General features: G+C 70.2%; 15 protein-coding genes. 7 read left to right on the top strand and 8 right to left on the bottom strand.

Annotated elements, in window-relative coordinates:
- Positions 1-26 precede the first annotated feature (26 nt).
- Positions 27-1,562, top strand: a complete 1,536-nt coding sequence (sucB, locus tag DEJ31_RS00270) for a 2-oxoglutarate dehydrogenase, E2 component, dihydrolipoamide succinyltransferase (protein ID WP_110902449.1) — start codon at positions 27-29, stop codon at positions 1,560-1,562.
- Between the two features lie 145 nt (positions 1,563-1,707).
- Here sucB and DEJ31_RS00260 read toward each other — a convergent pair whose 3' ends face one another.
- Positions 1,708-2,496 (bottom strand): hypothetical protein, encoded by a 789-nt coding sequence (locus tag DEJ31_RS00260; protein ID WP_111120937.1) that lies wholly within the window; start codon positions 2,494-2,496, stop codon positions 1,708-1,710.
- A gap of 127 nt (positions 2,497-2,623) precedes the next feature.
- Between DEJ31_RS00260 and DEJ31_RS00255 the strand changes: the two genes are divergently transcribed.
- Complete coding sequence (locus DEJ31_RS00255; protein WP_110902451.1) at positions 2,624-3,337, top strand: DUF4191 domain-containing protein; 714 nt, start codon at positions 2,624-2,626, stop codon at positions 3,335-3,337.
- A gap of 274 nt (positions 3,338-3,611) precedes the next feature.
- Here the strand turns inward: DEJ31_RS00255 and DEJ31_RS00250 are convergent, their stop codons facing one another.
- Entirely contained in the window at positions 3,612-4,049 is a 438-nt protein-coding gene (locus tag DEJ31_RS00250; RefSeq protein WP_110902452.1) for an RDD family protein, read from the bottom strand.
- 142 nt (positions 4,050-4,191) lie between these two features.
- On the opposite strand from DEJ31_RS00250, the gene glnA (DEJ31_RS00245) reads away from it, so the two are divergent.
- The gene (gene glnA, locus DEJ31_RS00245) at positions 4,192-5,616 is read left to right on the top strand and encodes a type I glutamate--ammonia ligase (protein ID WP_110902453.1); all 1,425 of its coding nucleotides are present in this window, start codon (positions 4,192-4,194) and stop codon (positions 5,614-5,616) included.
- A 391-nt stretch (positions 5,617-6,007) separates the two neighbouring features.
- On the opposite strand, the gene DEJ31_RS00240 is transcribed toward glnA (DEJ31_RS00245), so the two are convergent.
- The 5 genes from DEJ31_RS00240 to glnA (DEJ31_RS00220) form a co-directional block, all read right to left on the bottom strand.
- Positions 6,008-7,426 (bottom strand): UDP-glucose/GDP-mannose dehydrogenase family protein, encoded by a 1,419-nt coding sequence (locus DEJ31_RS00240; protein WP_111120936.1) that lies wholly within the window; start codon positions 7,424-7,426, stop codon positions 6,008-6,010.
- Entirely contained in the window at positions 7,423-8,979 is a 1,557-nt protein-coding gene (locus DEJ31_RS00235; RefSeq protein ID WP_111120935.1) for a glycoside hydrolase family 26 protein, read from the bottom strand. Before DEJ31_RS00235 ends, DEJ31_RS00240 begins: the two co-directional genes overlap by 4 nt.
- A complete protein-coding gene (locus DEJ31_RS00230) occupies positions 8,972-10,555 on the bottom strand; it encodes a glycosyltransferase family 2 protein (protein WP_111120934.1) in 1,584 nt (527 codons plus the stop codon). The genes DEJ31_RS00235 and DEJ31_RS00230 overlap by 8 nt, the downstream gene beginning before the upstream one ends.
- 525 nt (positions 10,556-11,080) lie before the next feature.
- Positions 11,081-14,056 (bottom strand): bifunctional [glutamine synthetase] adenylyltransferase/[glutamine synthetase]-adenylyl-L-tyrosine phosphorylase, encoded by a 2,976-nt coding sequence (locus tag DEJ31_RS00225; RefSeq protein ID WP_111120933.1) that lies wholly within the window; start codon positions 14,054-14,056, stop codon positions 11,081-11,083.
- A 36-nt stretch (positions 14,057-14,092) separates the two neighbouring features.
- Positions 14,093-15,430, bottom strand: a complete 1,338-nt coding sequence (gene glnA / locus DEJ31_RS00220) for a type I glutamate--ammonia ligase (protein WP_110904548.1) — start codon at positions 15,428-15,430, stop codon at positions 14,093-14,095.
- Positions 15,431-15,662: 232 nt separating this feature from the next.
- Between glnA (DEJ31_RS00220) and DEJ31_RS00215 the strand changes: the two genes are divergently transcribed.
- The gene (locus tag DEJ31_RS00215) at positions 15,663-16,802 is read left to right on the top strand and encodes an iron-containing redox enzyme family protein (RefSeq protein WP_258366039.1); all 1,140 of its coding nucleotides are present in this window, start codon (positions 15,663-15,665) and stop codon (positions 16,800-16,802) included.
- Positions 16,792-17,025 (top strand): CDGSH iron-sulfur domain-containing protein, encoded by a 234-nt coding sequence (locus DEJ31_RS00210; protein ID WP_258366038.1) that lies wholly within the window; start codon positions 16,792-16,794, stop codon positions 17,023-17,025. The genes DEJ31_RS00215 and DEJ31_RS00210 overlap by 11 nt, the downstream gene beginning before the upstream one ends.
- 6 nt (positions 17,026-17,031) lie before the next feature.
- Here the strand turns inward: DEJ31_RS00210 and DEJ31_RS00205 are convergent, their stop codons facing one another.
- Entirely contained in the window at positions 17,032-17,217 is a 186-nt protein-coding gene (locus DEJ31_RS00205; protein WP_110904550.1) for an SPOR domain-containing protein, read from the bottom strand.
- 187 nt (positions 17,218-17,404) lie between these two features.
- Between DEJ31_RS00205 and map the strand changes: the two genes are divergently transcribed.
- Both map and ppgK read left to right on the top strand, forming a co-directional pair.
- Positions 17,405-18,268 (top strand): type I methionyl aminopeptidase, encoded by an 864-nt coding sequence (gene map / locus DEJ31_RS00200; RefSeq protein WP_110904551.1) that lies wholly within the window; start codon positions 17,405-17,407, stop codon positions 18,266-18,268.
- Between the two features lie 70 nt (positions 18,269-18,338).
- On the top strand, positions 18,339-19,091 hold the full coding sequence (gene ppgK, locus DEJ31_RS00195; RefSeq protein WP_110904552.1) for a polyphosphate--glucose phosphotransferase: 753 nt from the start codon (positions 18,339-18,341) through the stop codon (positions 19,089-19,091).
- The last annotated feature ends 36 nt before the right edge of the window (positions 19,092-19,127 follow it).

The raw sequence follows: 19,127 nt of genomic DNA, 5'->3' as shown, positions 1-19,127 counted from the left end.
CACGCCTGCGAGAAGGAGTCCACCCGATGAGCGAATCCGTCAACCTCCCGGCGCTCGGGGAGAGCGTCACCGAGGGTACGGTCACCCGATGGCTGAAGAACGTCGGTGACCGGATCGAGGTCGACGAGCCGCTGCTCGAGGTCTCCACCGACAAGGTCGACACCGAGATCCCGTCGCCGATCGCCGGCGTCATCGAGGAGATCCTCGTCCAGGAGGACGAGACCGTCGAGGTCGGCACCGCCCTCGTCAAGATCGGCGACGGAGCCGGCGGCGGCGACTCCTCCGACCAGGGTGGGTCCGAGTCGACCGACAGCCAGACCGAGGCGGTCGCCGAGGACACCGAGCCCGAGACCGCGCCGAGCACGGAGCAGGACACCGAGGCGAAGGCCCCGGAGCCCGCCGAGCCCGAGCCGACCCCGTCCGGCCAGACCCAGCCCGCGGCTCCGCAGGCACCGTCGGCGCCGCCGGCCGCCTCGCCGGTCCCGCAGGCTGCCCCGGTCCCGCCGCCCGCAGCTGCCCCGCCCGCAGCCGTCCCCGCCCCCGCCAAGGCAGCACCCGCTCCGGCTGCGGCCCCCGCAGCCGCTGCGCCGTCGTCGACCCCGTCCGCGGAGGTCCCGAACCCGACCGCCAACGGTGCGGCCTCGGGGTACGTCACCCCGCTGGTGCGCAAGCTCGCGAACGAGCAGGGTGTCGATCTGTCCACCGTGACCGGCACCGGCGTCGGTGGACGCATCCGCAAGGAGGACGTGCTCGCCTCGGCCTCCGCTGCTGCGGCCGCCCCGGCACCGTCCGCCTCGGGCTCGGCGGCTCCGGCACAGTCCGGGCCGTTCGTCGCAGAGGTCTCGCCGCTCCGCGGGACGCGCGAGAAGATGACCCGCCTGCGCAAGGTCGTCGCCGAGCGTGCCGTGCAGTCGATGACCTCGACCGCACAGCTCACCAGCGTCGTCGAGGTCGACGTGACCAAGGTCGCGCAGTTCCGTGACGCCCACAAGGCTGAGTTCCTCGAGAAGACGGGTGCGAAGCTCTCCTTCATGCCCTTCTTCGCCCTGGCGGCGTCCGAGGCGCTCAAGGCCCACCCGAAGATCAACTCGACGGTGGACGGCGACGAGATCGTCTACCCGGAGACCGAGAACGTCTCGATCGCGGTGGACACCGAGCGAGGTCTGCTCACCCCGGTGATCAAGGACGCGGCGTCGCTCGACCTCGCCCAGTTCTCGCAGTCGATCGCGGACCTGGCGGAGCGCACGCGCAACAACCAGCTCAAGCCCGACGAGCTCGCCGGTGGCACCTTCACGCTGACGAACACCGGTTCCCGCGGCGCGTTGTTCGACACCCCGGTGGTCTTCCTGCCGCAGTCGGCGATCCTCGGCACGGGCATCGTGACGAAGCGCCCGGCGGTCGTGCAGGTCGACGGGCAGGAAGCCATCGCCATCCGCTCGTTCGTCTACCTGGCGCTCTCCTACGACCACCGGATCATCGACGGCGCCGACGCCTCCCGGTACCTGGTGGCCGTGAAGAACCGTCTGGAAGAGGGCAACTTCGGCCCCAACCTGGGCTACTGAGTCCTGGGCTACTGAGTCCTGGGCTACTGAGTCCTGAGCTACTGAGTCCTCGGCTACTGGTCGCTCGGTAGCCGGCGAGTTCGACGGCGGCCCCGTCTCCCCCGGTGGGAGGCGGGGCCGCCGTCGTTCCCGCGCCAGGCGACGTTCATCTCGCACCCCACGCCCCGGCCACGACGACACCGACCACGACGACCAGTCCGGTGGTCAGCCGGCGCACGCCGAACCGGTGCGATCCGACGGGCAGCCCGGACCGCAGGAGTCCGCGCCCCGACTGCAGGAGTCGTCCGACGGCCGAGTGCGGTGCCGCAGGCCCTGGCACTCTCGGATCCACATCGAACGCGAAGGTCATCGGCGGTGGATCCCAGCGCACCGGCCTCGGCGGGGCAGCGGCACGGATCACGCGGTCGAGCGCGAGGAGCGCCGCTCCGCCGTCCCGGCGGGCAGCCGAGCACGCCTGGTCGACCTCGTCGTGGCGGACCTCACGCGGATCGACGCGTTCCCAGACGGCACGCACGGCGAGGACCAGCGCCTCGACACCCGAGACGACACCGGGCCCGGAGCGATCGGTGGTTCCGGGCGGTCGGTCGACCAGCACGACGGCACCAGCGTCGTCGACCAGGACGTCGTCGATGCCGGCACGACCGAGCAGGACCGCGCCGGCGTCGGCCAGGAGGGCGAGCTCGAGCAGTGGGAGCGTCAGCGTCACGGCGACACCAGCCGTCGGTGACCCGATCCGGTCCAGTGCCGCGGGCAGTGCGAGCCCCACCGGCGCAGATGCCCGCGCGACCAGGGCGCCGGTCTCGTCGCGCCCGATCTCAGCGACTCCCACCAGGTGGTCGTGCGTCACGGTGCTGCGGTCGGCGAGCCACTCGGCGAAGTCGTCGGCGGGCTCCGGGGCTCGCCAACAGAGGTCCATCTGTTCCCACGGTTCCATGGCGACCATCGTGGCGGGGGCGGGGCGGGCCTCCCGGCCGGATCAGCGACCTGTGGACAACGCTGTTCGCCCACAGCCTGGCGTCGGACGGTCCACGATCGACGTGCCAGGCCGTATCCTTGTCGGCATGGCACGCAGCAGTTCCTCAAGCTCCCCGGCGAAGGAGCCCGGTCGTCTCAAGCAGATGTACCAGGTCTTCACCATGACCCGTCGGGCCGACCCCAGCTCCGTCTGGTGGTTCGCCCTCGCGTTCCTCGGACCGGTCGTGGTCGGCGTCCTGGCGGCGCTGCTCATCCCGGGTCAGAACTGGCTCGCGATGACGCTCTGGATCATCGCCGGCGTCCTGCTCGGTGTGCTGCTGTTCCTGATCGTGCTCGGCCGTCTCGCCGAACGGGCCGCTTACTCGCAGATCGAGGGCCAGCCCGGTGCCGTCGGCGCCGTCCTGTCGAACTCCCTGCGACGGCAGTGGCGCTCGAGCGAGATGCCCGTCGCCGTCCACGGTCGGTCGCAGGCAGCGGTCTACCGCGCCGTCGGGACGCCGGGTGTCGTCCTTATCACCGAGGGTCCGGTCACGAACCTGAATCGTCAGGTCGAGGAAGAGCGTCGCAAGGTGGCCCGTATCGTGCCGAACGTCCCGATCCACGTCGTCAACGTCGGTGACGCGGACGGCCAGGTCACGCTCCACAAGCTGCCGCGTGCGATGAACAGGTACAAGAAGGCGCTGAACCGCAACGAGGTCCTGGCGGTGTCGAACCGTCTCGACTCCCTCACGCACGGTCCGGCCGCGGCGATCCCGAAGGGCATCGACCCGACCCGGGTCCGTGCCGGGCGGCCGCGCTGACACGTCGCTCCCCCCGCGTGCCACGACGCCCTCGACCCTTCGGGGTCGGGGGCGTCGTGTCATTGCGGCGTGCTGGTCGGGTCGAGGTCGCACGAGGTGCTGATCTGCGGGCAATGAGGCGGCAGGTCGTGCGACCTCGGCGGACGAGCAGCGGCAGGTCGTAGGACCTCGGCGGACGAGCAGCAGGCTGCCCGGCAGCGGACCGCCATGCTCCGAGACGACCGGGCCCGACCGGGTCTGCCAGGCCGACCAGGCCGACCGGGCCGACCAGGCCTCAGCGGCGGACGAGCACCGTCCCGGCGACCGCGTCGTGCAACGCCCGGCCGTCCTTCGCGTGGATGAGCACCGGGACGACGATGCAGAGCAGGACCGTCCGGACGATTGGCCGCCACACGCCGACGTAGCCGCCGCGGACCGGGACGACCCGCAGCCCGACGCAGACGTGCCCGAAGGACCCGGACAGCAGCGCGATGAAGACGACCTGCAGTGCCGCGAAGATGCCGAGCGTCACGAAGTTGCCCGCCGCACCGTAGGTCCCGATCACCAGCGAGATCAGCGACGCGAGTGCCCAGTCGATGACGAGGCCCAGGAACCGACGTCCGAACGACCCCATGCTGCGTGGCCCCGACTCCGGCAGTCCGAGGATCTTGCCCGGCCATTCGGTGCGCCCGGGACCGGGAGCGGGCGAGGAGGGCAGAGTGGAGCGGGCCATGTGCTCAGCGTAGGCGTTCCCCCGGCACGTAACACGCTGGAAACAACCCAGTCACGTCCGGGAAACTCCAGGTCAATAGCCTCGTCGGAGGGTGCCTCCTGGTTCCCTCGACACCACCCAACCCCACAGGAGACCGACTCGTATGTTCAGCGATTCCTCCGAGGTGCTTGCCTTCATCAAGGACACGGACGTCAAGTTCCTCGACATCCGGTTCACGGACCTCCCCGGGGTCCAGCAGCACTTCAACATCCCCGCATCAACGGTCGACGAGGACTTCTTCGCCGTCGGTCAGCTCTTCGACGGCTCCTCGATCCGCGGCTTCGCGTCGATCCACGAGTCGGACATGCAGCTCATCCCCGACGTGACGACGGCGTACGTGGACCCGTTCCGTGCGGAGCGCACGCTGATCATGGTGTTCGACATCTACAACCCGCGCAACGGCGAGATCTACGGCCGTGACCCGCGCCAGGTCGCGAAGAAGGCCGAGAAGTACCTCGCCTCGACGGGCATCGCGGACACCGCGTTCTTCGCCCCCGAGGCCGAGTTCTACATCTTCGACGACGTCCGCTACTCCGTGACGCAGAACGAGGCGTTCTTCTCGGTCGACTCCGAAGAGGGCGCCTGGAACACCGGTCGCGAAGAAGAGGGCGGCAACCTCGCCAACAAGACCCCGTACAAGGGCGGCTACTTCCCGGTGTCGCCGGTCGACAAGACCGCCGACCTCCGCGACGACATCTCCCTCAAGCTGATCGACGCGGGCCTCGAGCTCGAGCGTGCGCACCACGAGGTGGGCACCGGTGGCCAGCAGGAGATCAACTACAAGTTCGACACGCTGGTCCACGCCGCGGACGACATCCTGAAGTTCAAGTACATCGTGAAGAACACGGCCGAGCAGTGGGGCAAGGTCGCGACCTTCATGCCGAAGCCGCTCTTCGGCGACAACGGCTCGGGCATGCACACACACCAGTCGCTGTGGTCCGACGGCACCCCGCTGTTCTACGACGAGAACGGCTACGGCGGCCTGTCCGACCTGGCCCGGTGGTACATCGGTGGCCTGCTCAAGCACGCTCCGGCCGTGCTGGCGTTCACGAACCCGACGATCAACTCGTACCACCGATTGATCCCGGGCTTCGAGGCCCCGGTGAACCTCGTCTACTCGGCGGGCAACCGATCGGCGTCCATCCGAATCCCGATCACCGGCACGAACCCGAAGGCCAAGCGCATCGAGTTCCGCGCGCCCGACGCCTCCGGCAACCCGTACCTGGCCTTCGCGGTGCAGCTGATGGCGGGTCTCGACGGCATCCAGAACCGCATCGAGCCGCACGAGCCGGTCGACAAGGACCTGTACGAGCTCCCCCCGGAGGAGGCGAAGAACATCCCGCAGGTGCCGGCATCGCTCGGCGCCGCGCTGGACGCGCTCGAGGCGGACCACGAGTTCCTCCTCAAGGGCAACGTCTTCACCGAGGACCTGATCCAGACCTGGATCGACTACAAGCGCGAGAAGGAGATCCTCCCGATGGCGCAGCGTCCGCACCCGTTCGAGTACGAGCTGTACTTCGGCGTCTGACGCTCCACGCTCCACCACGAAGGGCCCCGCACCGGTCAGGTGCGGGGCCCTTCGTGTGCCGTCCCCTCCGCGGGAGCGACAGATGGTGGCCGTACTCCGGCACGCATCTGTCGCTTTCGCGGATGAGACCGACCCGTTCAGGCGGTGGGGGTGGGCGACGGCCTGGAGGCCCGGCGGCGGCCCGGCGGACCGGCACCGGGCCTCCAGGCCGGCCAGGTCAGGTCAGCGGATCCGGAGCAGGTTCCGCAGGTTGGGACGCGAAGGCGACAGATCACCACCGGATTCCGGTGCAGATCTGTCGCTTTCGCGCACTGTACCGCGGCCCCGGCGCGGCGGCCGACGCACGAGAGCGGAACCCGTGCCGACGGCACGGGCCCCGCTCCGGGGACGATCAGCGGCTGGTGGCCAGCGCGTCGACCGTGCCCGCGGCGACGCTCGCGGGAGCACCCGTGACGGGGGTGGGCCGTCCCAGGGAGCGGACGGTCCACCCCGCCGCGACCCAGCGGCCCGTCGGGAGGCAGTTGCGCGCGTCGATCACGACGCGCTGGCCGACGACGGCCGCGAGGGCGACGGGGTCGGCGTCGACGACCTCGTCCCACTCCGTGAGGACGAGGACCAGGTCCGCGCCCTCGATCGCCTCGGTCATCGACGTGGCGTAGGTGAGCGTCGGGAACGACCGGCGGGCGGTCTCCATCGCCTCCGGGTCCCAGAGCGTCACCTGCGCGCCACGGAGGTGCAGCGCGGCGGCCACGTTGAGCGCCGGGGAGTCACGGACGTCGTCGGTCAGTGGCTTGAACGCTGCCCCGACCACGGCGATGCGACGGTTGAGGACCGATCCCCCGGTGGACTCGATCGCCATGTCGATGACCCGCTGGCGCTGGCCCATGTTGATCTCGTCGACCTGCTGCATGAGGCCGACGACCCGGCCGGCACCGATCTCGTTCGCCCGGTGCATGAGGGCTCGGATGTCCTTCGGTAGGCATCCGCCGCCGAAGCCGAGCCCGGCATTGAGGAACTTCCGGCCGATACGGGCGTCGTGGCCGAGTGCGTCGGCGAGGGTCGTCACGTCGGCCCCGGCGATCGCACACATCTCGGAGATCGCGTTGATGAACGAGATCTTCGTGGCGAGGAACGCGTTGGCGCTGACCTTGACGAGCTCGGCGGTGGCGAGGTCGGTGGTGATGACCGGGGTGCCCTCGCTGATCGGGGCGGCGTAGACCTCGCGGATCACGGCGTCGGCAGCGTCCGACGCACCGCCCCACACCAGGCGGTCCGGGTGCAGCGTGTCCTCGACGGCCTTGCCCTCCCGGAGGAACTCGGGGTTCCAGATGAGCTCTGCGTCGATGCCGGCGGGCGTGAACTCACTGACGATCCCGCGGAGCCGTGCGGCGGTGCCGACCGGGACGGTCGACTTGCCGACGATGAGTCCCGGGTGGGTCAGGTTCTCGGCGACGCCGCGGGTGGCGTTCTCCACGAAGGACAGGTTCGCCGCGTGCGACCCGGCCTTCTGCGGGGTCCCGACGCAGACGAAGTGCACGTCCGCCGCAGCGACCGCTTCGGCGATCGAGGCCGTGAACCGGAGCTTCCCGCTGGCGACGTGCTTCGTGATGAGCTCGGGGAGTCCGGGCTCGTAGAACGGCACCTGGCCGGCGGAGAGCGCGGCGAGCTTCGCGGGGTTGACGTCCACGCCGATGGTCTCGAAGCCCATCTCGGCCATGGCGGCGGCATGCGTGGCACCGAGGTACCCGGTGCCGATGACGCTGATGACCGGTGCGGGTCGGGCGTCGGCGGACTTCTTCGATGCGGTCACTTCTTGACCTCCTGCAGGTCGTAGTCGGTGTCGGTGCGGGCGATGCCGGCGACGAACGCCGCCAGGCTGTCGGCACGGGAGTCGAGTCGCCAGTCGTTGGTGGTGCGGGCACCGTCGACGATCGTGGTGGCGGTCTCGCTGAAGTACGCGAATCCGATGACGTCCGAGTTGGCGGGGTCGGCGAGAGCGTCGAACAGCGAGTCGATCCACTGCGACTTCTGCCCGTTCGACACGGCGGAGCCGGTCTCGGTCGCGCCGATCTCGCTGAGCAGGATGCGCTTGTCGGGCGCGATCTGCCGGATCTGGTCGAGCGTCGCACCGAAGGTGGTAGCGAAGGTGGGCGACTCAGCGGCCTTGCGGTAGTACCCGCTCATGCCGACCCAGTCCACGTAGTCGTCGCCCGGGTAGTACGCCTGCATGTAGTCGACGGTCTGGTACTTCGGGTTGCCCAGGGCGTCGATGCGGGTCGGAGCCCAGTTCCAGATGACGTAGTCGTTCGCACCCGCACGCTCGAACACGTCGTGCACGTGCTTCCACATCGCGACGAACGAGCCCGGCGCGTTCTGCTGGGCGGTGCCGTCGGACCAGTTGTACCAACTGCCGTTCATCTCGTGGTCGAGACGGATCACCACGGGCTGTCCGTTCGCCTTGAGCGCGTCGGCGTACTTCGTCAGGTAGTCGTCGAACGCTCCGCCGGTGATGTCGGCGTTCGCGTACCCGGCGACGTACTTCTGGTCGTTGCCGGTCGTCGCCGGCCGGGTCTCCCAGGTGAGCAGCGGCACGCGGCCGTTGGTCCACGATCGCTGCACGGCACCCGCGTTGAAGTCCTGGTCGAAGCCCTGGAAGTAGCCGACCATGTTCGTCGACCTGCCGACCTGCTGGGACACCTCGTCGTACTCGGCCCAGTTGAAGGGCGACTGGGCCGTGTACAGGCCGTACCAGCGGGACTGCTGGGCGAGGACCTCGGTCTTCGTCGGCACGTCGACCGGGGTCGCCGGGTCCGGGTCGGTCGAAGGGCCGTCGGTGCCCGGGACGACGGTCGGACCGCCGCCCTGGCCCGACCCGCCGTGGCCCGACCCGTCGGACGAGGAACCGCCCGCGCCGGCCCCCTTGCCCGCTGTGATCGACGTGCCGGAGGAGGACGAGCCTCCCGAACCGGCGCCGTGTCCGTGGCCGGAGGCCGTGCCGGAACGGGCGTGCCCGAGCTGCGACCGCAGGTCCGCGATCTGCGCCTTGAGCTGGGTGACCTGGTCGCTGCGGGAGCCGGACTGCGCCGAGGTGCTCTGCAGCTTCCCCTCGAGCTTCCAGATCTGCTGCTGTGCGGCGGCGAGCTTCGCCTGCAGGGCGTCGACGTCGGCTGCCGGTTCCTGCTGGGTCGGGACGCCGAGCGCCCGGCTGACGGCGGTGGAGACCGGCCCGGAGGGCGAGATCCACACGGACCAGGTGATCAGTGCGAGGACGGCGACGATCGCCGCCATGCCGAGGGCGGTGCGCTTGGCGTGCTTGGTGGAGGGCGCCCACCAGGTGCCGTCGGTGTGGTCGAGATCAGACAATGAGGAACGCCTCCAGAGCGAAGACCGCGATCCCGATGCAGTACGGGATCGATGCGTACGGGTTGAGTCGGCGACGTGCGGGCTTCGCCGCGCGGTGCGGTGCACGGGCGGTCGCGGTCGTGGTCGCTGTGGCGACGTCGCGTCGGGTGGCGAGCACGGTCGCGGTGGAGGCCGTGCTCGCTTCGGGTCCGAAGAGCTCGTCGAACGCGCGGTCAACGGCGGCCTGCTCGCTCGGTCGCTCGGACGTGTCGGTCAGTCCGCGGTCCACCGGGCTCATCGGCAGGGTCGTGCCCGAGCGCTGCGGCTGCGCCGGGTCCTCCTCCATCGGCCCACCGGCGTAGGCACCGGCCCGGGTCCCCCAGCCGCTGGCGTGCGCCAGGCGGAAGAACCCGATGAGCCGGATCGGCATGAGGAAGAACGTCGAGACGATGATGAACATCGGCAGGCGGAAGAAGTCCGACGGCTTCTCGGCCAGGTGCCGCATCTGCCGGATGGCCATGCTCAGCACGCTCGAGACCACCATGAGTCCGGCGACGTAGACGAAGCCGGTGGAGAACCCGTACTGGTGCAGGATGCCCTCGTAGAGGTTCTGCCCCTGCCCGGTGAGCGCCCGGTAGATCCAGCCGGCGATCACGCCGAAGAGCATGAACGGCAGGATGATGTCGGTCAGGAAGAACACGGCCAGGATCGGCGCGTGGCCGAGCATCCACGGCAGCATCCGCAGCGTGTTGTACTGCGACCCACGGGCCCAGCGGAGTTGCTGCTTGAACAGCTTCTTCACCTGCAGCGGAGCGTCCGTGTACACGAGCGACGTGTACTGGTAGACGGTCCGGTACCCCTCCTTGAGCGTCAGGTTCGTCAGGGTCCGGTCGTCGGAGACCTCGAGGAAGACCCCCATGAACTCCTCGTGCATGAACCTGTCCATGACGCGGACCAGGATGCTCCGACGGAACGCGATCGTGCGGCCGGGCAGGCAGCCGATCTGTCCGAGGACGCTCTGCGCCGGCATCGAGTACAGCGCGCGGGAGTTCTCGAGCCAGTCCGCCCAGCGGGTGATCCAGGATCGCGTCGGCTCGAGGATGCGCTGGCGGGTGGTCACGCCACCCACGGACTCGTCCGCGAACGGCTTGAGCAGCTCGACCAGCGCGCCGGGCGTCCACACCGTGTCCGAGTCGACGAGCACGGTGATGTCGCCGTTCGACATCTCGGTGCCGACCTTGACCGCGTTGCGCTTGCCGGGGATCGGCGTGTGGGTCCAGCGCACGAGGGGGGCGAACTCGTCGCACACCGCTTCGAGCGCCGGGTTCCGGGCGCCGTTGATGACGACGATGATCTCGCCGGGACGCTGTTCGACCATGCGGCCGATCACGTCACGGAACAGGTCGAGCGGCTCGTCCACCACGGGGACGACGACGCTCGTCGTCCCGGTGTACGTGCCGGTGAAGGGGCGGTACCGGGCGGAGAGGACGACTTTGAGCAACCAGAGCAACCAGATCACCAGTGAGTACACGGTGAACAGGTAGAACTCGGGGTGGCCGTCGACCATCTGCCGGATTTGGAGGATGAAGGTGAACATCGATCCCTGCTGCAACGTTCGAAGGGAGATTCCGCGTCATCGGGAAATCGGGGTCGGTTCGGGTGTCCTCATTCAGACAGATCGCAGACAACCCCTGCAACGTGCCCCTCGGGTGGGGGTGACCGCGGTGTCGATCGGGGGACAGAGTGGTCCACCGCACGCCGGACCGACTCTTGTCCCCACTGGTGCTGACAGCAGTTGCGCGGACCGGTCCGACGGCCGCCGGTGGTGGGCGGAGCGTCGGACACGGCCGGGAGGCTCACCCTCGGTCCGCAGAGAACCCCGGATCAGAAGGCGGTTCAGCCGGTCGTCGTCGACTGACGCCGTCGACGCTGCTCTTGTGTTCCGAAACCCTGGTCGTGCGCTGACAACGGTTCAGCGTCGGCACCGATCGGGGTACGGTGCACAGTGCAACGGGGTACGGACGGTTCGAGTCGAGAATTGTCTTTGACAACTCGTCATCTTGCCCCGGTTCGCAACACCCCGGGCGTGTCGCGTTGCCGGGGGCTCCGTGCGGGACGACGATCAGGCGCCGTAGAACTCGCGCTCGAAGACCTGCCGGGAGCGCCGGGTCACGGCGAGGTAGTCCTCCTCGAGCTGCGACGCCGACCCCGGCGGGTACTCCAGCAGGCGCGCGATGCCCTCCAGCTGCGTCCGCTCGACCGGCAGCACGTCCGTCGTCCGTCCCGACCACAGCACGAGCGCGCTCCGGGTCCGGGACGCGAACCGCCATGCTGCGGCCAGGCGCTCGGCGTCCTCCGGCGCGACCCAGCCGGCGTCCGTGGCCGCCTGCAGCGCCTCGAGCGTCGACGTGGTGCGGAGTGACGGCTGCTCGTGGCCGTGCTGCAGCTGGAGGAGCTGCACGAACCACTCGACGTCGCTCAACGAACCGCGACCGAGCTTCAGGTGACGCGCAGGATCGGCGCCGCGGGGCAGTCGTTCGGACTCCACCCGGGCCTTGATGCGCCGGACCTCGCGGACCTCCCGGTCCTCGATCGCGGCGGGGTACCGGGTCCGATCGGCGAGGTGCTCGAAGTCGCGGAGCAGCTGGGCGTCGCCCACAGCGCCGCGGGCGCGCAGGAGCGCCTGGGCCTCCCACGTCAGGGACCAGCGGGCGTAGTAGGCCGCGTACGAGTCGATCGAGCGCACCACGGGGCCGTTCTTCCCCTCGGGCCGCAGGTCGATGTCGAGGTCGAAGGGGTGCAGGGCGTCCTCGGTCAGGCGGTTCAGTTCACGCACGATGACCTGCGACGCGCGCGCGGCGACCTCGTTCGGCACCGTCGACGAGCGGTAGACGAAGAGGACGTCGGCGTCCGAGCCGAACCCGAGTTCGCGGCCGCCGTAGCGTCCCATCGCGATCACCCCGAACTCCAGACCCTGCGGGGCGTCCCGTCGTGCCAGGTCGAGCGCACCGCTCAGCGTCGCCTCGGTGACGTCGCTGAGCGCCGGACCCAGCCCGTCGACGTCCAGGTGCCCGAGCACGGCGGCCATGCCGAGCCGGAGCGTCTCGCGCCGCCGGACCCCGCGCAGGAGCGAGGCCGCCGTGTCCACGGCGTCCCCGTGTCGCGCGGTCGTCGCGCCCGTCTCGGCCAGCAGTGCCGGCAGCGGACGGGGCTTGAGGAGAGTGTCCGGCTCGTCCAACCAGGCCACGGCCTCGGGGAAGCGTTCGAGGAGGCCGGACAGGAACGCCGACTCGCTCAGCACCGTCGTCAGGCTGTGCGCGGCGCCCGAGGAGTCCCGGAGCATCCGGAGGAACCAGCTCGACTCCCCCAGGGTGTCGCTGAGTCGCCGGAAGGCCAGCAGCGCCCGGTCCGGCGCGAGCCCCTCCGCCATCCACCGCAGGAGGACCGGCAGGAGGTTCCGCTGGATCGCCGCCCGCCGGGTCGTCCCCTGCGTCAGTGCCCGGATGTGGGTGACCGCCCCGTCCGGATCGAGGAACCCGATCGCGGTGAGCCGGTCGCTGACCTGACTGCTCGTCAGGACGATCTCGCCGGCGGTGGACGCCACCGCCGCGAGCATCGGTCGGTAGAAGAGCCGCTCGTGCAGGCCGCGGACCTCGAGCTTCACCGATCGCCAACGGTCCTGCAGCGCCGACGCCGAGGACGCCAGGCGAGTGGAGCGAGCGAGGACCCGGAGTTCGTCCTCGTCGGACGGCATCAGGTGGGTGCGCTGCAGCCGCCGGAGCTGGATGTGGTGTTCGAGGACCCGGAGCAGGGCGTAGTCCGGTCCGAAGCGCGCCGCTTCCGGCCGTCCGACGTACCCGGCGGTCGCCAGGGCGTCCATCGCCTCGAGCGTCGAGCGGACGCGCACGGACTCGTCGTCACGTCCGTGGACGAGCTGCAGGAGCTGCACGGTGAACTCGACGTCACGCAGACCGCCCGGGCCGAGCTTCAGCTGCCGGTCGACCTGGGCGTCCGGGATGTGCGCTGTCACCCGCTCCCGCATCCGCTGCACCGACTCCACGAACCCCGGACGCTTCGACGACTGCCACACGAAGGGCTCCACCGCGGCGACGTAGCGCTCGCCGAGGTCCATCGACCCGGCGATCGCCCGGGCCTTGAGCAGCGCCTGGAACTCCCACCCCTTCGCCCAGCGCTCGTAGTACGCCACGTGCGACTCGAGCGTCCGGACGAGTGCGCCGTCCTTGCCCTCCGGCCGGAGGTTCGCATCGACCTCCCACAGTGCGGGCTCCGCGGCGAGGTCCGTGATGACGTGGGTCGCGGCGATCGCCAACCGCGTGGCGATGAGGACCGCGCGGTCGGTGCTGATCCGGGGCGCGTCGTCCCCCTCGGTCGGCTCGGTCGGCTCGGTCACGAAGATGACGTCGACGTCGCTGACGTAGTTGAGCTCGCGTGCCCCGGCCTTCCCCATCGCGATCACCGCGAGCGGCGTGGCGGCGACGTCCGCGACGGGGAACGGGACCTCGCGACGCGCGACCGTCACGGCGGCGTCGAGCGCAGCGCCGGCGAGATCGGCGAGGCCTGCGGCGACGTCCGGGAACGCCTCGGTCGGGGACGGGTGCAGGACGTCGAACAGGGCGATCTGCGCCAGGTGCCGGCGGTAGCGGACACGGAGTCGCCGGCGAGCGGTCTCGCCCGAGCTCCCGTCCACCGCCTGGTCGAGGGAGGCCGTGTACCGCTCCTGGGACCACGGCGGTGCGACGGGATCGAGCACCAGCGCGAGCTCGTCCGGCCGGCGCTGCAGGAACTCGGCGAGCCCGGTGGACGCACCGAGCAGCCGAACCAGGCGCTCGGTCGCCCCGGGGTCGGCCAGGACCGGGCGCAACTGCTCCGGAGCCGACTCGATGAGCCGCTCGAGCGCGAGCAGCGCTCCGTCCGGGTCCGCCGTGGCGGCCCAGACCGACTCGGCATCCGCGATCGGGACGCGCAGATCCGAACCGGGACGGGCCTCCAGGGCGGCGATCCGCTCCAGCGAGCCGGACAGGTCGGCGAACCCGAGCCGGGCCAGCTGGGAACGCGAGGTCTCGGTCCGGCTGGTCATCTGGCGTGCGCTCCCGTCGTGTGTCCTGACGTGGTGTCAGAGCATGCCGAGGTTGGTGTCCAACTCGAACGGGGTGACCTGGTCGCGGTACCGCTTCCACTCCTGGCGCTTGTTGAGGAGCACGAAGTTGAAGACCTGTTCCCCCAGGGTCTCGGCGACGAGCTCCGAGTCCTCCATCAGCGACAGGGCGTGGTCGAGGCTCGCCGGCAACTGGCTGTAGCCGAGCGCCTTGCGCTCCGAGTCGGACAGGCTCCAGACGTTGTCCTCGGCCTCGGCCGGGAGCTCGTAGCCCTCCTCGATGCCCTTCAGGCCCGCGGCGAGCAGCAGCGAGTACGCCAGGTACGGGTTGGCTGCGGAGTCGATCCCGCGGTACTCGATGCGCGCCGACTGGCCCTTGTTCGGCTTGTACAGCGGCACGCGGACGAGCGCCGAACGGTTGTTGTGGCCCCACGTCACGAAGGACGGGGCCTCATCGCCGCCCCAGAGACGCTTGTAGGAGTTGACGAACTGGTTCGTGACCGCGGTGATCTCCGGCGCGTGCCGCAGCACACCCGCGATGAAGTGCTTGGCCGTGCGCGAGAGCTGGTACTCGCCACCGGGCTCGTAGAACGCGTTCTGGTCCCCCTCGAAGAGCGACACGTGCGTGTGCATGCCTGATCCCGGCTGCCCGGAGAGCGGCTTCGGCATGAACGTCGCGTAGACGCCCTGCTCGATCGCGACCTCTTTCACGACGGTGCGGAACGTCATGATGTTGTCCGCCATGGTCAGGGCGTCGGCGTAGCGGAGGTCGATCTCGTTCTGGCCCGGGCCGGCCTCGTGGTGGCTGAACTCCACCGAGATGCCGAGGTCCTCGAGCATCCGGACCGAGCGGCGACGGAAGTCGTGCGCGCTGCCGCCGGGGACGTTGTCGAAGTAGCCGGCCTGGTCGACGGGCTTCGGGCCGCCGTCCTTCCAGTCGCGGTCCTTGAGCAGGTAGAACTCGATCTCGGGGTGCGTGTAGAACGTGAACCCGCGGTCGCTCGCCCGGGCCAGGGTCCGCTTCAGGACGTTGCGGGGGTCGGCCACGGCCGGCTGCCCGTCCGGTGTCGTGATGTCGCAGAACATCCGCGCGGTCGGGTCGATCTCGCCCCGCCAGGGCAGGATCTGGAACGTCGAAGGGTCCGGGTGCGCGAGCACGTCGGCCTCGTACGAGCGGGTCAGGCCCTCGATCGCGGAGCCGTCGAACCCGATGCCCTCGGCGAACGCGCCCTCGACCTCGGCCGGCGCGATGGCGACCGACTTCAACGTGCCGATCACGTCGGTGAACCAGAGCCGGATGAACTTGATCCCGCGCTCCTCGATGGTGCGGAGCACGAAGTCCGTCTGCTTGTCCATGCACGACCTTTCCGTGTTCACCGAGCCGCGATGCGACCCGCCGGGCCGCATCGCGGCCGTGCACACAGGCTAGTGCCCGTGCGGCTCCTCGTGGGCGGGGCGCGCGCGGGCTGTGGACGGCGCGAGGGCGACGACGACGCGTGTACCGGGTGCGGTCCGCGGCCTCTCGCGCCGGGCCTGTCAGCCGCCTGGGCCAGGCTCGGACCGTACCGACCCTGCGAAGGAGCACCACATGGCCGTCCTCGACGCCGCCGAAGTCCTCACCCAGACCCCGATGCCCGTGCCGGCACCACGGGGACCTCTCAGCACCGCAGTCCTCGCCGCACTCACCACCGGCGCACCGGACGAGACCCTCCGTGACGTCGCCGTCGCCGCCGTCGCCCGTTCCCAGGACGTCCTGAACGACGACGACCTGCAGCTCGCACTGTTCGTCCTCTACGAACTCCACTACGGCGGCATCGCCGGCGTCGACGACTCCCTGGAGTGGGACGTCCACCTGCTCGGCACGCGTGCGGTCGTCGAGACCGCGCTCGAAGCCGCCGTCCGCGCCGCCGTCCCGGTTCCCGAGCGCCCCGAGCCGACCGCCGAGGCGGTGTCCGCGGCGCTGTTCGCCCTGACCGCCGCCGACAGCGGACCGAGCGTGTCCCGGTGGGTGGCCCGGAAGGCCGATCGCGCGCAGATCCGCGAGTTCCTGGTGCAGCGCACCGTGTACACGCTGAAGGAGGCCGACCCGCACAGCTGGGCGATCCCGCGGCTGTCGGGTCGGGCCAAGGCCGCGTTGGTCGAGATCCAGTCGGACGAGTACGGCGGCGGACGCCCGAAGCGCATGCACTCGGCGATCTTCGCCAGGACGCTGCGCGCCGCCAGCCTGGACGACTCCTACGGGGCCTACGTCGACCACCTGCCGGCGATCACGCTCGGTGCGCTCAACATGATGAGCATGTTCGGTCTCCACCGGAGCCTCCGCGGAGCCATCGTCGGGCACCTGGCGGCGTTCGAGATGACCTCGTCGATCCCGAGCAAGCTCTACGGCGACGGGTTCCGGCGGAACGGGTTCGACGAGGACGCGACGTGGTACTTCGACGAACACGTGGAGGCCGACGCGGTGCACGAGCAGATCGCCGGCCGTGACCTGGCCGGCGGGATGGTCGAGGCCGACCCGACGCTGCTCGACGACGTGATGTTCGGCGCCGCCGCGTGCCTCGTCGTCGAGGGCATGGCAGGGACGCAGCTGCTCTCCAGCTGGGAGCAGGGACGCAGTTCCCTGCGGCTCCCCCTCGACGGCGAGTCCCGGAGCGCTGGCGACGCGGATGCCCCCGGCACCGACGTCACGGCGATGCGGTCGACGGACGGTGCCTCCCGTGTCGCGTGAGCGCGAGGACGAGCCGTCGGTGGTCGCGTACCCGGACGGCCCGTTCCTGCTGCGCGGTGACGTCGCGGTGCTCGGTCCGGACGGACAGGAACTGCCCCGGCGACGCCGGACGGTCGCCCTCTGCCGGTGCGGCAAGTCGATGCTGAAGCCCTACTGCGACGGCACGCACAAGATCATCGGGTTCCGGACCGAACCGGAGCCGCCCGCCGAGCCGACGGCCTGAGGCCGGTCAGCTCTCCTGGTCCGCGGCGTCGGCTCGCTCGTTGTTCTGCCGGACCCGGTCCAGCGCGTGTGCGGCCTCGTCGCGGGTCGGGAAGGGGCCGATGTGGTGCCGGTTCGTCGACTTCGGGCCCTGCTCGACCTCTCCGGTCTTGTCGTTGTACCACCACTGGGATTCGATGCGCTCGTCGGTCATGGGCCCGACCGTACCCGGGCGGACCCGGGGCGTCCGCGCAGAGGGTCGGGTCGTGAGCCGGGCGGTGAGCCGGCGGGCGGGCGCGTGCCGCGTGCCGCGTGCCGTGTGCCGTGTGCCGTGTGCCTGCAGACGAGCCCCACAGCCGGGAGGCGACGGCCGGGCCCGACACGCCGCTAGAGTGGAACGCATGCCCCGGGACGAACACGGACACCTGACTGCCGGCCGCATCTCACCGCAGCGGCCCGTCCCGAAGGACATCGAGCGACCCGAGTACGTCGGCAAGGTCGAACCCCATGAGCACGGGCTCGGCGACACGTACACGCCGGACGAGGTCGAGCGGATCCGCACAGCCGGTCGCATCGCCTCCCAGGCCATCGACGCCGTCGGTGCGGCGATCCGCCCGGGCGTCACGACCGACGAACTCGACCGGATCGGCCACGAGTTCGTCGTCGGCCACGGCGCCTACCCCTCGACCCTCGGTTACCGCGGGTACCCGAAGTCGCTCTGCTCGTCGCTCAACGAGGTGATCTGCCACGGCATCCCCGACGACACCGTGCTGCAGGACGGCGACATCGTGAACATCGACATCACCGCGTACAAGGACGGCATGCACGGTGACACCAACCGGACCTTCGTGGTCGGGCAGGCCGCGCCCGAGGTGCAGGACCTCGTCACCCGCACCGAAGAGGCGATGCACCGCGGCATCCGCGCCGTCGCCCCCGGCCGCCAGGTCAACGTCATCGGCCGCGCGATCGAGTCGTACGCCAAGCGCTTCGGCTACGGGGTAGTCCGCGACTACACCGGGCACGGCGTCGGACGGGCCTTCCACTCCGGCCTCGTCATCCCGCACGTGGACGACGTCCGCTACGACACCGTGATCGAGCCCGGCATGGTCTTCACGGTCGAGCCGATGCTGACCCTCGGTGGCATCGACGCGGACATCTGGGCCGACGACTGGACCGTCACCACCCGTGACCACTCCTGGACCGCGCAGTTCGAGCACACGCTCCTCGTGACCGAACGCGGCACCGAACTCCTCACCGTCTCCTGACCACCCGCGGCGCGCCCGGCCTCGGGACCGTGCCGGACACACTCGTCACCTACGGAAGGCACCGCTCCCCATGACCTCACTCGCAGTCGGCGTCGACATCGGCGGAACAGGCATCAAGGGCGCGATCGTCGACACGGCGACCGGCGAACTCACCACCGACCGGATCAAGAAGGCCACGCCCGAGGGCGGCCGGCCCAACGACATCGTCGAGGTCGCCAAGTCGATCCTCGACGACCTCTCCCCCGCCTCGGACGTCCCGGTCGGGGTCTGCTTCCCGGCCATCGTCCGCGATGGCAAGACCATGTCCGCGGCGAACGTCTCGAAGAAGTGGATCGGCTTCGAGGCCGAGGCGCTGTTCGAGAAGGAGCTCGGCCGCTCCATCCACTTCGTCAACGACGCCGACGCCGCCGGGTTCGCCGAGCAGCAGTTCGGCGCCGCGAAGGGCCGCGACGGACTCGTCATCATGACGACGCTGGGCACCGGCATCGGCACTGCCCTCATCAACGACGGCGTGCTCATCGTGAACGCGGAGCTCGGCCACCTGGAGATCGAGGGCGTCGACTACGAGACGAAGGCGTCCTTCGCCGCCAAGGAGCGGGACGACCTGTCCTGGAAGCACTGGGCGAAGCGCCTGCAGAAGTACTACTCGCGGCTCGAGGCACTGCTCTCCCCCGAGCTCTTCGTCGTCGGTGGTGGCGTGTCGAAGCAGTACGAGGAGTTCCTGCCGCTGCTCGACCTGCAGGCGGAGATCATCCCCGCGACGCTCCGCAACAACGCGGGCATCATCGGCGCGGCGACCCTGGCAGCACGCAGCACCCGCTGACCCGGCTGCGGGTGTGGGACCGGGTCGGGGTGCTGA

The organism is Curtobacterium sp. MCPF17_031, from assembly GCF_003234035.1.
Lineage (GTDB): Bacteria > Actinomycetota > Actinomycetes > Actinomycetales > Microbacteriaceae > Curtobacterium.
The sequence above is the reverse complement of the archived record's forward strand: the minus strand, read 5'-3'. Positions and strand labels throughout refer to the sequence as shown.

Excerpts from the sequence above, each read along its gene's own strand:
- sucB (WP_110902449.1), top strand. The coding sequence starts at position 27 with ATGAGCGAATCCGTCAACCTCCCGGCGCTCGGGGAGAGCGTCACCGAG.
- DEJ31_RS00260 (WP_111120937.1), bottom strand. The coding sequence starts at position 2,496 with ATGGAACCGTGGGAACAGATGGACCTCTGTTGGCGAGCCCCGGAGCCC.
- DEJ31_RS00255 (WP_110902451.1), top strand. The coding sequence starts at position 2,624 with ATGGCACGCAGCAGTTCCTCAAGCTCCCCGGCGAAGGAGCCCGGTCGT.
- DEJ31_RS00250 (WP_110902452.1), bottom strand. The coding sequence starts at position 4,049 with ATGGCCCGCTCCACTCTGCCCTCCTCGCCCGCTCCCGGTCCCGGGCGC.
- glnA (WP_110902453.1), top strand. The coding sequence starts at position 4,192 with ATGTTCAGCGATTCCTCCGAGGTGCTTGCCTTCATCAAGGACACGGAC.
- DEJ31_RS00230 (WP_111120934.1), bottom strand. The coding sequence starts at position 10,555 with ATGTTCACCTTCATCCTCCAAATCCGGCAGATGGTCGACGGCCACCCC.
- DEJ31_RS00225 (WP_111120933.1), bottom strand. The coding sequence starts at position 14,056 with ATGACCAGCCGGACCGAGACCTCGCGTTCCCAGCTGGCCCGGCTCGGG.
- glnA (WP_110904548.1), bottom strand. The coding sequence starts at position 15,430 with ATGGACAAGCAGACGGACTTCGTGCTCCGCACCATCGAGGAGCGCGGG.
- DEJ31_RS00215 (WP_258366039.1), top strand. The coding sequence starts at position 15,663 with ATGGCCGTCCTCGACGCCGCCGAAGTCCTCACCCAGACCCCGATGCCC.
- DEJ31_RS00205 (WP_110904550.1), bottom strand. The coding sequence starts at position 17,217 with ATGACCGACGAGCGCATCGAATCCCAGTGGTGGTACAACGACAAGACC.
- map (WP_110904551.1), top strand. The coding sequence starts at position 17,405 with ATGCCCCGGGACGAACACGGACACCTGACTGCCGGCCGCATCTCACCG.
- ppgK (WP_110904552.1), top strand. The coding sequence starts at position 18,339 with ATGACCTCACTCGCAGTCGGCGTCGACATCGGCGGAACAGGCATCAAG.